Here is a 13,902-nt window from a genome sequence, read left to right as displayed (position 1 = left end):
ACCTGTCCTTCTAACCATCCTCACTGGAGCTACGACATGAAGAACCTGATGCAGACCTTGACGCGCGGTGCCCTCGCCGCGGCGCTGACCGCCTGTGGTGTGGCGAGCGCACTGGCGGCCGACCTCAAGGTCGGACTCAGCGTGTCGCTGTCGGGCCCCAACTCCTCGCTGGGCGTGCCGTACGCCAAGGGCATGCAGGCCGCGCTGGCCTACAAGGGCGAGGTCAACGGCCGCAAGATCCAGCTGGTGGTGCTGGACGACGGCTCCGACCCGACCACGGCCGGGCGCAACGCGCGCAAGCTCATCGAGGACGAAAAGGTCGACGTGCTCATGGGCACCTCGGGCGTGCCGTCGGCCATCGCGATGGCGCAGGTGGGCAAGGAGGCGAAGACGCCCATGATCGGCCTCACGCCCATCCTGCTCGACCCCAACGAGAACCCGTGGGTGATGACGGTGGCGCAGCCCACGCAGCTCATGATCGACGCCGTGGTCGAGCGCATGAAGCGCAACAACGTCAAGACCGTGGGCTACATCGGCTTTTCCGACGCCTGGGGCGACCTGGTGTACGAAGCCCTCATGAAGGCCGCGCCGGGCGCCGGCATCAAGGTCGTGAGCAACGAGCGCTACGCACGCGCCGACGCCTCGGTGACCGGCCAGGTGCTGAAGATCGTGGCGCTGCGCCCCGACGCGGTGATGACCGGCGGCGCCGGCACGCCGGGCGCGCTGCCGTTCCTGGCGCTGCAGGAGCGCGGCTTCAAGGGCGGCGTGTACGGCCAGCACGGCCTGATCAACCCCGACTTCGTGCGCGTGGTCGGCGCGGCCGGCCAGAACGCGCTCATGCCCACGGGCCCGGTGATCGTCGCCGAGCAGCTGCCGGCCGACTACCCGACCAAGAAGATCGCGACCGACTTCCGCGCCGTGTTCCAGAAGGTCAACAACGCACCCACCAGCGACGCCTTCTCGGCCTACTCGTTCGACGGCTGGCTGGTGTTCGCCGATGCCGCCTCGCGCGCCATGAAGAAGGCCGAGCCGGGCACGCCCGAGTTCCGCGTGGCGCTGCGCGACGCCATCTTCAGCACCAAGGAAGTGGTCGGCACGCACGGCGTCTACACCTTCAAGCCCGGCAGCCTGTACGGCGTGGACGAGCGCGCCCGCGTGATCGTCAAGCTCGACAACGGCCAATGGAAGCTCGCCCCTTGAATCTCCTGTTTCTCTTCACGACAACGACAACGATGACTCCGACAGAGGTTTTTCTATGAACTGGGACGTGGCATTGATCCTCGTCACCGACGGCCTGGCCAACGGTGCCGTCTATCTGCTGGCCGGGCTCGGGCTGGTGCTGATCTTCTCGGTCACGCGGGTGGTGTTCGTGCCGTTCGGCGACATCGCGGCCTTTGCCGCCCTGTCGCTGGCGGCTTTCGAAACCGGCCGCGTGCCGCCGACCATCGGCATGGTCGCGGTGCTGGCCGCGCTGGCGCTGGCCACCGAGATCGGCAGCCTGCTGCGGCGCGGCGAGGCCGCACGCATACCGAAGGCGGTGCTGATGTGGGGCGTGCTGCCCGCCATTCCGTGCGTGCTCGCCTGGCTGGCGGCGCGGCCGGGCGTGCCGGTGGCCGTGCACATCGCGGTGGCGGTGCTGCTGGTGGTGCCCATCGCGCCGCTGCTGGCGCGCGTGGTGTTCCAGCCGATCGCCGATGCCTCGGTGCTGGTGCTGCTGATCGTGTCGCTGGCGCTGCACTTTCTGCTCTCGGGCCTGGGCCTGCTGTTCTTCGGGCCTGAAGGCTCGCGCACCACGCCGCTCACGAGCGCGGTGTTCACGCTGGGCGACGGCTTCACGGTCAGCGGCCAGGTGGTGCTGATGGTGGGGGCGGCCGTGGTGCTGAGCGGGTTGTTCTTCCTGGTGTTCGAGCGCACGGTGGCCGGCAAGGCGCTGCGCGCCACGGCCGTGAACCGCGTGGGCGCGCGGCTGGTCGGCATCCGGCCGGTGCGCACAGCGTTGCTGGCCTACGGCTGCGCCTCGCTGCTGGCGGGGCTCATCGGCGTGCTGATCGCGCCGGTGACCACCATGTACTACGACTCGGGTTTCATCATCGGCCTGAAGGCCTTCGTGGCCGCGATCATCGGCGGGCTCGTGAGCTACCCGATGACGGCCATCGGCGCGCTGGCGGTCGGCGTGGTCGAGAGCTTCGCGTCGTTCTGGAGCGGCGCGCTCAAAGACGTGATCGTGTTCAGCCTGCTGATCCCGGTGCTCATGCTGCGCTCCTTCATGGCGGCCCATTCGGAAGAGGAAGAAGACGAGGTGGACCAATGAACGGCAACACGAAACGCATGGCGTGGATCGCGGGCGTGATCGTCGTGCTGGCCCTGGTGCCGGCCGTGGCGGGCAGCTTCACGGTCTCGCTGCTGAACGACATCGGCATCGGCGCGCTGGTGGCGCTGGGCCTCGTGCTGCTCACCGGCGTGGGCGGCGCCACCTCGTTCGGCCAGGCGGCCTTCGTGGGCATCGCGGCCTACGCCACCGCGTGGCTCACCACCGCGCAGGGCTTGTCGCCGTGGCTCGGGCTCCTGTTCGCGCTGCTGCTCACGGGCCTGTCGGCGCTGGCCATCGGCATGCTGACCTTGCGGCTGGGCGGGCACTTCCTGCCGCTGAGCACCATCGCCTGGGGGCTGTCGATCGCGATGCTGTTCGGCAACGTCGATGCGCTCGGTCGCCACACGGGCCTGTCGAACATCCCGCCGCTGCAGATCGGTGGCTGGTCGCTGGCCGATCCGCGCGCGATGTACTACCTGATCTGGGTGGTGGTCGGGCTGGCCTGCCTGTTCAGCCACAACCTGCTGCAGTCGCGCCCCGGCCGCGCCATCCGCGGGCTGCGCGGCGGCGCCACGCTGCTGGCCAGCGTGGGGGCCGACGCCTACCGCGTGCGGCTGTCGCTGTTCGTCACGGCGGCGCTGTTCGCGGGGCTGGCGGGCTGGCTCTATGCGCACATGAACCGCTTCGTGAGCCCGTCGCCCTTCGACGTGCGCGCCAGCATCGAGTACCTGCTGATGGCCGTGGCCGGCGGGCTCGGGCAGCTGGCGGGCGCGCTGGTGGGCGCGGCGCTGGTGCTGGTGCTGAAGAACGGCCTGCAGGACGTGCTGCCGATGCTCACGCAGCGCGCCGGCCAGCTGGAGGCCGTGGCCTTCGCGGCGCTGTTCATCCTGCTGCTGCACTTTGCGCGCGGCGGCGTGATGGGCCTGCTGCGGCGCTGGACGCGCCGGCGCGCCGCGCCGCAGGGCGCCTCGCGCTACACCGGCGCGCCGGTCGAGCCGCTGCCGCACCGGCAGCTGCCGGCACGCGGTACGCAGGTGCTGTCGGTCAACGGCGCCGTGAAGCGCTTCGGCGGGCTGGTGGCGGTGAACGACGTGAGCTTCGACGTCAAGGCGGGCGAGATCATCGGCCTCATCGGGCCCAACGGCGCGGGCAAGTCGACCATGTTCAACCTGCTGACCTGCACGCTGCCGATGAGCGCGGGCCAGGTGCGCTTTCTCGAGCACGACATCGCCGGCATGCCGCAGCGCGCGGTGGCGCGGCTTGGGCTGGCGCGCACCTTCCAGCACGTGAAGCTGCGCCCGCACATGAGCCTGCTGGACAACGTGGCGCTGGGTGCCCACTCGCGCACGCGCTCGGGCATCCTGAAGGCGGGCCTGCGGCTGGACCGCACGGAAGAAAGCCAGATCCTGCAGGAGGCGCAGCGTCAGCTCGACCGCATCGGCCTGGGCGACCGCGCGCACGAGCTCGCGGGCAGCCTGCCGCTGGGCACGCAGCGCATTCTGGAAATCGCGCGTGCGCTCGCTGCCGACCCCGTGCTGCTGGTGCTCGACGAGCCTGCGGCCGGCCTGCGCCGCAAGGAAAAGATGGCCTTGGGCGACCTGCTGCGCAAGTTGCGCGAGGAGGGCGTGACCATCCTGATCGTCGAACACGACATGGACTTCGTGATGAAACTGGTGGACCGTTTGGTGGTGATGAACTTCGGCTCCAAGCTCGTGGAGGGCGTGCCGTCGGCGGTGCGCGCGGACGAGCGTGTGCAGGCGGCTTACCTGGGGAGCGTTGTATGACCGCGATGCTGGAGATTGGCGATCTGCACGTGTCCTATGGGCAAGTGGAAGCCGTGCGCGGCGTGTCGCTCGACGTGCAGCGGGGCCAGATCATCTCGGTGATCGGCCCGAACGGCGCGGGCAAGACCACGCTGTTGGCCGCGGCCATGGGCCTGCTGCCGTGCAAGGGCACGCTGCGCTTCGAAGGCGAAGACCTGCAGGGGCTCGATGTGGAGTCGCGCGTGGAGCGCGGGCTGTGCCTCGTGCCCGAGCGGCGTGAACTGTTCGGCGAACTCACCGTGCTCGACAACCTGCAGCTCGGCGCCTACGCCAAGCGGCTGCGCGGCGATGCGATGAAGCGGCAGCTGCAGTCGGTGTACGACCGCTTCCCACGCCTGGCCGAGCGCCGCGCGCAACGCGCCGACACGCTCTCGGGCGGCGAGCGGCAGATGCTGGCCGTGGGCCGCGCGCTCATGTCGGCACCGCGCCTGCTGATGCTCGACGAGCCCAGCCTGGGCCTGGCGCCGCTGATCGTGCGCGACATCCTCACCATCGTGCGCAAGCTGCGCGACGACGGCGTGTCGATCCTGCTGGTGGAGCAGAACGCGCGCGCCGCGCTCGAAAGCTCGGACGAAGGCTATGTGCTGGAGACGGGCGAGATCGCGCTCTCGGGCGCTTCGGCCGAACTGGCCAGCGACCCGCGCGTGCAAGCGACTTACCTCGGCGGAGGCACGCACGATGACGAGTGACCCGCGCGCGGTGCCGCCGGCGCAGCGCACGCTGCCCGCCATGCTGCAGCGGCAGGCTGCGCTGTTCGGCGGCCGTCCGCTGCTGCGCATCGCAGGCCGGCAATGGACGCACGCCGACGCGGCCGATGCGGCGGCCACGCGCGCCGGTGCGCTCGCGCAGCACGGCGTGGCGCGCGGCGACCGCATCGCCGTGATGTGCGGCAACCGCATCGAGTTCCTCGACACCTTCCTCGGCGCGGGCTGGCTCGGTGCTTCGGTCGTGCCGGTCAACACCGCGTCGATGGGGCCGCAGATCGAGTACTTCCTCGCGAACAGCGAAGCGAAGCTGCTGGTGATCGAGGCGGGATTTCTCGATCGGCTGGCCACGGCCGACCTCTCTCGCACGGCGCTGCGCGAGGTGTGGGTGGTGGGCGAGCCCGAAGCGCCGTGGACGCCGCCCGCCGGCGTGCGCGTGTCGGCCTACCCGCCGGGCGCGCAGGCCCTGCCGCCCGCGCCGGTGCAGCCGGGCGACCCGCTCGCCATCCTCTACACCTCGGGCACCACGGGCCCGGCCAAGGGCGTCATCTGCCCGCAGGCGCAGTACTTCTGGTGGGGCGTGAACAGCGCCGAGGTGCTCGGCGTGGGCCGCGACGACGTGCTGTGCACGACGCTGCCGCTGTTTCACATCAACGCGCTCAACACCTTTGCGCAGGCTGCGCTTACCGGGGCCGAGGTGGTGTTCGAGTCGCGCTTCTCCGCCTCGGGCTTCTGGTCGGCGATGCGCGCCAACGGCGCGACCGTGGTCTACCTGCTCGGCGCGATGGTGCCCATCTTGCTGGCGCAGCCCGAAGGCGAGGGCGAGCGCGAGCACCGCGTGCGCACCGGCCTCGGGCCCGGCGTGCCCGCGGCCGCGGGGCAGGCCTTCAAGGCGCGCACGGGCGTGTCGCTGCTCGAAGGCTATGGCTCGACCGAAACCAACTTCGCCATCGCCACCGCACCCGATTCGCCGCGCGGCGGCGTCATGGGCTGGCTGCGCCCCGGCTTCCAGGCCTGCGTGGCCGACGAAGACGACGTGCCGCTGCCGCCCGGCGAAGCCGGCGAACTGCTGCTGCGTGCGGACGAGCCCTATGCCTTTGCCAGCGGCTATTTCCACATGCCCGAGAAGACCATCGAGGCCTGGCGCAACCTGTGGTTCCACACCGGCGACCGTGTGGTGCGCGATGCCGACGGCGCGTTCCGCTTTGTCGACCGCATCAAGGACGCGATCCGCCGACGCGGCGAGAACATCTCGTCGTTCGAGGTCGAGCAGGTGCTGCTGAGCCACCCGGGCGTGGCCTCGTGCGCCGTGTACCCCGTGCGCTCCGAGCTGGCCGAAGACGAGGTGATGGCCGCGCTGGTGGCGCGCGAAGGCATCGTCATCGACCCGGCCGAGCTGGCGCGCTTCTGTGAAGGCCGCCTGCCGTACTTCGCGGTGCCGCGCTACATCGACCTCTTGCCCGACCTGCCGCGCACCGAGAACGGCAAGGTGCAGAAGTTCAAGCTGCGCGAGCGCGGCGTGGGGCCGCAGACCTGGGACGGTCGGCCCGCCAAAGCCGGATGACGCACGCCACCGCGCTTCCGCTGGCAGGGCGCGTGGCCTTCGTGAGCGGCGCGGGGCAGGGGCTGGGTGCGGCCATCGCGCGCGGGCTGGCACAGGCCGGTGCGCGCGTGGCGGTGGCCGATATCGACCAAGCCAAGGCCCAGGCCGTTGCCGCCGAGGTGAACGGCCTCGCGCTGCTCCTCGACGTGCGCGACGAGCAGGCCTTCAGCGACTGCTTCGCACAAGCCGTGGCGCACTTCGGCGCGGTCGACATCCTGGTCAACAACGCGGCGCGCACGCCGACCACCTCGCTGTGGGACATCACGCCCGCCGAGTGGGACGACGTGCTCGCCATCAACCTGCGCGGCAGCTTCTTCGGCTGCCGCATCGCCGGAAGGCACATGCGCGAGCGCGGCGCGGGCCGCATCGTCAACCTGGCCTCGCTGGCGGGGCAGCAGGTCAGCAGCGCCACCGGCGTGCACTACGCGGCCAGCAAGGCCGGCCTGCTGGCGCTGACGCGTGCCTTTGCGCAGGAGCTGGCGCCGCACGGCGTGACCGTGAACGCGCTGGCCCCCGCCGCCATCGACAGCCCCGCGCTCGCCGCGCTGCCACCCGAGCGGCAGCAGGCGCTGAAGGCCGGCATCCCGCTGGGCCGCTTCGGGCTGGCCGACGAGGTGGCGGCCGCCGTCGTCTACCTGGCCTCGCCGGCCGCGGCCTTCATGACCGGGGCGACGCTGGACCTCAACGGCGGCCGTTTCATGCGGTAGCACCCTGCTGGTGCGCAAATGGCTAAAATGATTCAGAACTAAACCATTCAGGTATGCACGCAAATTCGCTCACTGGCCGTCATGCCCTCGTCACCGGCGCCGCTCGCGGCATCGGCGCGGAGATCGCCCGCACCCTTGCTGCCCAGGGGGCAGTGCTGACCCTGCTGGGCCGCGATGCGCAGGCCCTGCAGCGCGTGGCCGAGACCCTGGCGGGCAGCGGCCACGGCGTGGTGGCGGCCGACGTGGCCGACCCGCAGGCCGTGCAGTCGGCCTTTGCGCAGGCGCGGGCCGAACGCGGGGCGGTGACCGTGCTGGTCAACAACGCGGGCGCCGCGGAGAGCGCGCCGTTCCTGAAGACCTCGGTCGAGCTGTGGCAGCGCATGCTGTCGGTCAACCTCACCGGCAGCTTCCTGTGCGCGCAGGCCGCGCTGCCCGACATGCTCGACGCCGGCTGGGGCCGCATCGTCAACATCGCCAGCACGGCGGGGCAGAAGGGCTACGCCTACGTGTCGGCCTACACGGCCGCCAAGCACGGGGTGATCGGCCTCACGCGCGCGCTGGCGCTCGAAGTGGCGCGCAAGGGCATCACCGTGAACGCCGTGTGCCCGGGCTACACCGACACCGACATCCTGCGCAACAGCGTCGCCAACGTGGTCGGCAAGACCGGCCGCAGCGAAGCCGATGCGCTGGCCGAGTTCTCCAGCGTGAACCCGCAAAAGCGCATCGTGCAGCCCGCCGAAGTGGCCGACGCCGTGCGCTGGCTGTGCGGCGAAGGTGCCGCGTCGGTCACGGGCCAGTCGATCTCCGTTTCCGGAGGAGAAGTCACATGAGTCGCAACGATGCCTCCCACGCCGTGCTGAGCGACGCCGAAGAACTCGGCCACGAAGCGCGCGCCGGCCATGAAGACCACGCCATGCTCAAGCTGTGGCTGCGCATGCTCGCGAGCACCACGCAGATCGAGGCCGAGATCCGGCGCCGGCTGCGCGAGCGCTTCGGCATCTCGCTGGCGCGCTTCGACTACATGGCCCAGCTGTACCGCTACGAAGACGGCCTGAAGATGCGCGTGCTCTCGCGCTACCTGATGGTCACCGGCGGCAACGTCACCGGCCTGACCGACGAGCTCGAGCGCGAAGGCATGGTGGCGCGCGCGCCCAGCCCCGACGACCGCCGCGCCTGGATCGTGAGCCTCACGCCCGAAGGCCGCAACGCCTTCGAAGCCATGGCCACCGAGCACGAGCAGTGGATCCTCGAGATGTTCTCGGGCCTGGACATGAAGACCGTCAAGCAGATGCACAACCAGCTCGGGCTGCTGCGCGTGCACGTGATGCGCGGCGACGGCGCGGTCGAGGACCGCGCATGAGCGGCGAGGGCGGTGGGGTGGAGTTCCAGCGCCCGCGCCTGATCCGTTTTTCCGACTGCGACCCGGCGGGCATCGTCTTCTATCCGCAGTACTTCGTGATGCTCAACGGCCTGGTCGAAGACTGGGTGAGCGAGGGGCTCGGCGTGGGCTACCACGCACTGATCGGCGAGCGCCGCGTCGGCCTGCCGACCGTGAAGCTCGACGCCGACTTCCGCGCCGTGAGCCGCATGGGCGACCGCGTGACGCTCGGCCTCTCGGTGGCGCAGCTGGGTTCGCGCTCGATCACGCTGTCGCTGCGTTGCTTCGAGCCCACGACGGGCGAAGTGCGCATGCAGGTGCGGCAGGTGCTGGTGACGACCTCGCTCGACACCCACCGCGCCATCGCCGTGCCGGATGACATGCGCGCGGCCATCCTGCGCGATGCGCCGGCGCTGGCTGCTGCCGAGCCCGCTGGCAAGGCCTGAAGGCCTGAGCAAGGCTAGGGCGCCGGCGCAGCGCCGTCGGCAGGCTCGAGCGCCTTCTTCTCCTGCGCGTGCTTCTTCAGCCAGCCGCTGAGTTCCCGCTTTCCCTTCGCATTGGCCTGGCGCCACGCCTCACGTGCGGCGGCCACGAAGCGTTCTTCCGCCGCATCGGGCGGTGCTTCCGAAGGTGGTGTGTTGTCTTCGTCGAGCCAGCCGGCGGCCACGTCGCAGTGCCGTTCGATCTGCCGTGCGAGCTTGTCGCCGATGGGCCGCGCACTCTTGATCTGGCTCCACATGCTCGGAGAGATTTCGAGCTTGCGCGCGAACGCCTGGTCGAGCCCCTTGGCGGGCAGGCCCGCCGCGACGGCGTCCTCGAGAAAGCGGCGATGCAGCACAAGCGCATTGCGGCGGCGCGCGACGGTGGTATGGGGCACTGTTCAAAAACAACAACAAGACAAGAAAAGATTGTCCCGGTTGTTGACGTCGCCGTAAACACTCTTTACAGTTGCCTCCAATTCACGGCACCAGCCGTCCCTTTTTTCCAACCCCTTACAGCCGACAGCGGCAATTTTTGACCAGGAACCATCGTGAACACCGCACTGATCCTCACCAGCATTCGACCCGCCTCGGGCCGACCGCTCGTGCGCGTCGGGTTCTGCCATGGTTTCGATATGCCGTCGCCCCTGTCGTTGTCTTCGCACCTGAACACCGCGTACGCCGCCAAAGCCGCAGCCCGTCTGCGCGTGGGTGGTCAGTTCGAGGCTCATCAGGTGCTCCCGGGTGGAGGTCGCGCGTAGGCGCGCATCTCTCAAGCTCTCTCGCAAAGAGGCCCGGACACCGCAAGGTTCCGGGCCTTTTTGTTTTTGCCGCTTTCCATTTCGGGTGTGCCTTCACCCCACCGCCAGAAATTGCCGCGTCGACGGTCTGGCGGGATGTGCATGAGTTGATCACTCCTGTGCAGCGACGTTCGACGGGGCCGCGCCCAGCGCGCGGCCCGTCGCGTGAGGACACAACCGAAATGGAAGCGCGGCAGGCTTCTTTTGTTTTTTCTTCCGTGTGTGGCGCAGCCTGGTAGCGCATCTGGTTTGGGACCAGAGGGTCGCAGGTTCAACTCCTGCCACACGGACCACACCCGAGCGGGACCGGGCCATGCCAACGCGTGGCCCGCCCGCGGAAACCGGCCACAAAGATAGGGCGGCGCCGGAACCCGTCACCGGACATTTTTCAAGTCACTACTTTTTCTCTCTCACCCACCAAGGAGGCCCTCATGCGCAAGCGCAACTCACCGATCCGGATGATCGCCGTGCACCCGGCGCCGCTGCCGCGCAGGCACATGGTGTGGTCGCTGGCCCAGCGCTTCGGCGTGGGGCTCGGGCTGCGCTACGTGGCCGATCGCGCGTCGGCATTGCCAAGCGGCAGCGAGGCATCGCTCGACAGCCTCGACCTCGACCAGCGCGTGCGCGCGTCGGGCGAGTGGTAGCTGGCCGGCGTCGCTCGGTTTCTTTCTTTTCTCAATGGTGCGTGTAGCTCAATGGCAGAGCCGCGGGTTGTGGTCCCGCTGACAACGGTTCGATTCCGTTCGTGCACCCCAACCGTTCACCACAAGCCATCGCCGCGAAGGGAGGCGATTCGTCATGCATTCACACGTCCTGCAACTCGATATTCAGGGCACGCCGCAAGCCTGGATCTCGCTGGAGCAGGCGGTGTTGCACTACGCCACCGGCAACGTGGCCTGGGAAGACGGCGCGCTGCCGCTGGCCACGCTGCGCGGCGGCTTCAACGTGGCGCGCGGTGTGCAGTCGCGCATCGATGTCGCGCCCATCATCGCGCTGCGCGGCGCGTCGAAGATCAACCTCTTCGACGTCGTGCCCGGCGTGACCAAGGCCAAGCTGCTGCGCCGCGACCGCCACACCTGCGCCTACTGCGCGCAGGTGTTCGCCGACCGCGACCTGCAGTGCGAACACGTCATGCCCGAGTCGCGCGGCGGCCCGTGGAGCTGGACCAACCTCGTCAGCGCCTGCGCCGTCTGCAACAACCGCAAGGCCGCGCGCACGCCCGAAGAAGCGGGCATGCCGCTGGTCTACCTGCCGTACGTGCCGAGCCGCTTCGAGAACTTCCTGCTCGAAGGCCGCAACATCCGCGCGGACGTGCACGAGTGGCTGGCCAGGCGCCTGCCGCGCGGCTCGCGGCTGCAATAGCGGCATGCGCACAAAGAGAAAAGCCCGCTGCCCGTTGGATCAACGGACAGCGGGCTTTGCCTTGTGCGGCTCGCGGTGCGCGAGCGATGCGTGTGTGAGTGAATGAAGGCGCGAGTGGCTTGTTGTGTTCAGCGCCCCGCGCCGAAGAAGCTGTAGGCCACTGCGGTGGCTGCTGCGAGCCCGCCGAGCAAGATGAAGAGCACCTTCGTCGTACGGCGAGGGCCGCGCCGTGAACGGACCCAATGCTCCGGCCCGATCAGATCGATCGGAACCGTGGGTTTGCCTATGTCGGATGCCTTTTCCATGCCAAGAAATATAGCGCAGGCGCCAAGGCAAGAAGTTACAACGGCTTTTTGGCCCCATCGCACCGTGGCCACTTGCCGACACCAGACAGAAACGTGTGAAATATTCCTCATGAACCAACAAATCATTCTCGAGAGCCTGGTCCGCGCCCTGGAGAGCTGGGTCCGCAACGCCTCCGCGGCCGAGCTGTGGCGCGTGCACCGCGAGGGCGGCCTGGGCGCATCGATCCGCACCGAAGGCGAGAGCGTCGTGCACGTGCGCATCGCGCTCGACGGCCCGCCCGATGCGCTGTCGAGCATCGGCAAGACCGACGGCCGCCTGCCCATGACCGAAGCGTTCAGAGGTGCCAACGGCGAAGCAGGGTGGGGCACCCCGCCACCGCAAGGCAGCGCCGAACGCGAGCAGTGGTTTCTGTCGAGCGATGTGGCGCAAGAGCAGGCGCGGCAGTACCTGTTGGCGGAGGTGGCGGCGCGGCGGGATGCGTTGGTGCGGCGGGTGGAGGCGTGGGAGGCGGGTGCGGGTTGAGGCAGGCTGGGCGGCTCGCAGCGCGATTGCCTTCGCGTGCGTCACTACAAGTCGACGCGAGTCCTCATTTGTTCACCGTGAGAGGCTTCCGCTGATGCGCTTCTCTCCCTACATTTGAACGACCGCCGCGCCTCACGGCGGGACATCGATGCACACCGCAACGATGTTGATGTGAGGCACAAAAGGCGACGGCCAGGGTGCGCTAACACCCTGACCGTCTGACCAAGCAACGTGCACTGACTTTGGAAAGCGAGCACATCAAATGGCTGATCAAATTATCGCCGGGCAAACCACGCCCACATCTCACGACGCAAGCTACCAACTGGACGCGTCTGACATCCTTGAAAACAAGCTGACCCAGCTGCGGTCTTTGCTAAGTTGCTGCTATGGGGACGAGGGCGAGTGGTTCGAGGCGATTGGAGCCCGGCGTCGGGACAACATCATGTGGATCGCTGCAGACTTGGCTGGGGATGCGATGGAGCTTTCGCAGCTACTGTCGAAAAGATCCGACATGAACACACCGGTCAAAACTTGAGCTCTGAAACCAGTGGACATGGCTGTTCACTAGGCCAGGGTCTTTTTCCCTGCTAGGTGGGGAGTACGAAGCGGGTCAAGTCAATTGGCTCTTCACCTTTTGATCGTCGCAGGATGTAGCTATTCCCCTTGCGGAAAATCGTGATGTGCCAATACATGCGCGTGTCATTTGCTGTGGTTCCCATGCCATCGAGCCATGTTTCGAACTCGGTGAATGGGATGAGCAACAGGCGTTCGCTGCTTCCGCAGCCCAGAGCTACGTACGACTGAGAGTGCTCTTTCAGGAAGGCACGCTGGTGAGGGTGAAATGCGAACCAGTAGTTTGGGCTGGTATCCGGGTTGTGCTCTTTCGAAGCAGAGCAACTGAGCGCGACCAGTTTGTCGGCTGAGACGTATCCAGTGCGGCTCTGGCGCACAAATGACATGCCTAGATTCGACTGAACTCGTTGTACGCAGGCTTCTTGAAATGCAACGGGAATGAACTTGCGTCCGTCTTTGACAAGCGGGATGCTCTTCGTTTCTTCAATGCTTGAGCCTGAACTGTCTTCTTGTCGAATATCTTCTGCCGCCGAGAAAAGAATGTCCGCAATGGCATCAAGGCGAGTGAACTCGTGCGGTATCAGAATATTGTGTATCCGTTGAACGATCGAAGGGTCCTCGACTTCTTCTTTGATAGATGCCAGTCGAGCGAGCGCGTCTACCGAGATGATTCGGATATCCCACGCGTGCCTTGAACCTCTTATTTGTGCCTCAAGGTCACCCGTATCTTGTCGACCAACCACGAGGAGCATTGAAGATTTTGCTTCCTCTACAACTTCCTTGTTGATCAGTGCTCTTCGATAGTTGGCGATCGTATTGAGGTCGATGCGGTATGTGTCCGTTGTCTTTACTTCGGCAACGATGGCATGCCCATTTGGAAAGACCCAAAGGCCATCGAAGCCTGTGTGCTTAACTGTTCCGCGATAGCGACCGTTCGTGATGTGAGCTCCCAAGCGGGCCCCGATCTCGTTCACGATATCTTGTAGTGCTAGACCGGAGTCCTGAAAAGATTGCTCCAGGCATTGGTCGGCATAAGTCAACAGGCTCGCTGAAGAAACGCTGCCTAAGAAGGATCGAAATTCCGTAGAGCACGGACTGTCGTCGAGCAAGCGGCCACCACCTGCAAACGCGATCAGTTGTTGAACCTGCTTATCTTTGAGCTGGTCGGGAGACGATTTCCAGAGATCAAGAAGCGGCATGAAGCAGCGGGCCCAACTGTTAGTGCGACAACATTTTTCGTTGGGGAACGTTAACAGATTCTTTCGTATGGGCGCTGCCGCAGCGAAGAACTTGGAGCGTTGATCAGCCCGGCCTGTCTAGAGCCGGCTTGAACC

Annotated in this window: 17 protein-coding genes and 2 tRNA genes; 15 read left to right on the top strand and 4 right to left on the bottom strand. The window is 67.2% G+C overall.

Going from position 1 to position 13,902, the window contains the following annotated elements; translation table 11 throughout:
* The first annotated feature begins 36 nt into the window (after nucleotides 1-36).
* From ACAM42_RS24890 to ACAM42_RS24850, 9 genes are read left to right on the top strand one after another with little or no spacing between them, the layout of a single operon-like run.
* The gene (locus ACAM42_RS24890) at nucleotides 37-1,200 is read left to right on the top strand and encodes an ABC transporter substrate-binding protein (protein WP_070062348.1); all 1,164 of its coding nucleotides are present in this window, start codon (nucleotides 37-39) and stop codon (nucleotides 1,198-1,200) included.
* A 55-nt stretch (nucleotides 1,201-1,255) separates the two neighbouring features.
* Nucleotides 1,256-2,311 carry a branched-chain amino acid ABC transporter permease gene (locus tag ACAM42_RS24885; protein ID WP_070062349.1) on the top strand — a complete coding sequence of 352 codons (1,056 nt, stop codon included), beginning with the start codon at nucleotides 1,256-1,258 and terminating at the stop codon, nucleotides 2,309-2,311.
* A complete protein-coding gene (locus ACAM42_RS24880) occupies nucleotides 2,308-4,095 on the top strand; it encodes an ATP-binding cassette domain-containing protein (RefSeq protein ID WP_062474982.1) in 1,788 nt (595 codons plus the stop codon). The genes ACAM42_RS24885 and ACAM42_RS24880 overlap by 4 nt, the downstream gene beginning before the upstream one ends.
* Nucleotides 4,092-4,823 (top strand): ABC transporter ATP-binding protein, encoded by a 732-nt coding sequence (locus ACAM42_RS24875; RefSeq protein ID WP_062474979.1) that lies wholly within the window; start codon nucleotides 4,092-4,094, stop codon nucleotides 4,821-4,823. Before ACAM42_RS24880 ends, ACAM42_RS24875 begins: the two co-directional genes overlap by 4 nt.
* On the top strand, nucleotides 4,813-6,402 hold the full coding sequence (locus tag ACAM42_RS24870; protein ID WP_369629748.1) for an ATP-dependent acyl-CoA ligase: 1,590 nt from the start codon (nucleotides 4,813-4,815) through the stop codon (nucleotides 6,400-6,402). The genes ACAM42_RS24875 and ACAM42_RS24870 overlap by 11 nt, the downstream gene beginning before the upstream one ends.
* Nucleotides 6,399-7,148 (top strand): SDR family NAD(P)-dependent oxidoreductase, encoded by a 750-nt coding sequence (locus ACAM42_RS24865; protein ID WP_369629747.1) that lies wholly within the window; start codon nucleotides 6,399-6,401, stop codon nucleotides 7,146-7,148. Before ACAM42_RS24870 ends, ACAM42_RS24865 begins: the two co-directional genes overlap by 4 nt.
* A 53-nt stretch (nucleotides 7,149-7,201) precedes the next feature.
* Nucleotides 7,202-7,978 carry an SDR family NAD(P)-dependent oxidoreductase gene (locus tag ACAM42_RS24860; RefSeq protein ID WP_369629746.1) on the top strand — a complete coding sequence of 259 codons (777 nt, stop codon included), beginning with the start codon at nucleotides 7,202-7,204 and terminating at the stop codon, nucleotides 7,976-7,978.
* Nucleotides 7,975-8,508 (top strand): MarR family winged helix-turn-helix transcriptional regulator, encoded by a 534-nt coding sequence (locus ACAM42_RS24855; RefSeq protein ID WP_062473285.1) that lies wholly within the window; start codon nucleotides 7,975-7,977, stop codon nucleotides 8,506-8,508. The genes ACAM42_RS24860 and ACAM42_RS24855 overlap by 4 nt, the downstream gene beginning before the upstream one ends.
* Nucleotides 8,505-8,972 carry an acyl-CoA thioesterase gene (locus ACAM42_RS24850; protein ID WP_369629745.1) on the top strand — a complete coding sequence of 156 codons (468 nt, stop codon included), beginning with the start codon at nucleotides 8,505-8,507 and terminating at the stop codon, nucleotides 8,970-8,972. Before ACAM42_RS24855 ends, ACAM42_RS24850 begins: the two co-directional genes overlap by 4 nt.
* Nucleotides 8,973-8,986: 14 nt before the next feature.
* Here ACAM42_RS24850 and ACAM42_RS24845 read toward each other — a convergent pair whose 3' ends face one another.
* Nucleotides 8,987-9,403: a hypothetical protein gene (locus ACAM42_RS24845; RefSeq protein WP_369629744.1), complete on the bottom strand. Its 417-nt coding sequence runs from the start codon at nucleotides 9,401-9,403 to the stop codon at nucleotides 8,987-8,989.
* A gap of 3 nt (nucleotides 9,404-9,406) precedes the next feature.
* Nucleotides 9,407-9,736 (bottom strand): hypothetical protein, encoded by a 330-nt coding sequence (locus ACAM42_RS24840; RefSeq protein ID WP_369629743.1) that lies wholly within the window; start codon nucleotides 9,734-9,736, stop codon nucleotides 9,407-9,409.
* Nucleotides 9,737-10,021: 285 nt separating this feature from the next.
* Between ACAM42_RS24840 and ACAM42_RS24835 the strand changes: the two genes are divergently transcribed.
* The 4 genes from ACAM42_RS24835 (at nucleotide 10,022) to ACAM42_RS24820 (ending at nucleotide 11,167) form a co-directional block, all read left to right on the top strand.
* Nucleotides 10,022-10,098, top strand: a tRNA-Pro gene (locus tag ACAM42_RS24835).
* 138 nt (nucleotides 10,099-10,236) lie between these two features.
* A complete protein-coding gene (locus tag ACAM42_RS24830; protein WP_369629742.1) occupies nucleotides 10,237-10,449 on the top strand; it encodes a short-chain dehydrogenase in 213 nt (70 codons plus the stop codon).
* A 37-nt stretch (nucleotides 10,450-10,486) separates the two neighbouring features.
* Nucleotides 10,487-10,560 (top strand) — tRNA-His (locus ACAM42_RS24825).
* 43 nt (nucleotides 10,561-10,603) lie between these two features.
* The gene (locus tag ACAM42_RS24820; RefSeq protein WP_159275721.1) at nucleotides 10,604-11,167 is read left to right on the top strand and encodes an HNH endonuclease; all 564 of its coding nucleotides are present in this window, start codon (nucleotides 10,604-10,606) and stop codon (nucleotides 11,165-11,167) included.
* Between the two features lie 128 nt (nucleotides 11,168-11,295).
* Here the strand turns inward: ACAM42_RS24820 and ACAM42_RS24815 are convergent, their stop codons facing one another.
* Nucleotides 11,296-11,472, bottom strand: coding sequence for a hypothetical protein (locus ACAM42_RS24815; RefSeq protein WP_157627325.1), 177 nt, complete (start codon nucleotides 11,470-11,472; stop codon nucleotides 11,296-11,298).
* A gap of 109 nt (nucleotides 11,473-11,581) precedes the next feature.
* Here ACAM42_RS24815 and ACAM42_RS24810 point away from each other — a divergent pair, with 109 nt between their 5' ends.
* Nucleotides 11,582-11,995, top strand: a complete 414-nt coding sequence (locus tag ACAM42_RS24810) for a hypothetical protein (RefSeq protein ID WP_369629741.1) — start codon at nucleotides 11,582-11,584, stop codon at nucleotides 11,993-11,995.
* 262 nt (nucleotides 11,996-12,257) lie between these two features.
* Nucleotides 12,258-12,530, top strand: coding sequence for a hypothetical protein (locus ACAM42_RS24805; RefSeq protein WP_369629740.1), 273 nt, complete (start codon nucleotides 12,258-12,260; stop codon nucleotides 12,528-12,530).
* Between the two features lie 52 nt (nucleotides 12,531-12,582).
* Here the strand turns inward: ACAM42_RS24805 and ACAM42_RS24800 are convergent, their stop codons facing one another.
* A complete protein-coding gene (locus tag ACAM42_RS24800) occupies nucleotides 12,583-13,767 on the bottom strand; it encodes a hypothetical protein (RefSeq protein WP_369629739.1) in 1,185 nt (394 codons plus the stop codon).
* Nucleotides 13,768-13,902 lie beyond the last annotated feature (135 nt).

The sequence above is a fragment of the Variovorax sp. V35 genome (genome assembly GCF_041154465.1).
GTDB classification, from domain to species: Bacteria; Pseudomonadota; Gammaproteobacteria; order Burkholderiales; family Burkholderiaceae_C; genus Variovorax; species Variovorax boronicumulans.
This window is presented reverse-complemented; position numbering and strand designations above follow the sequence as displayed.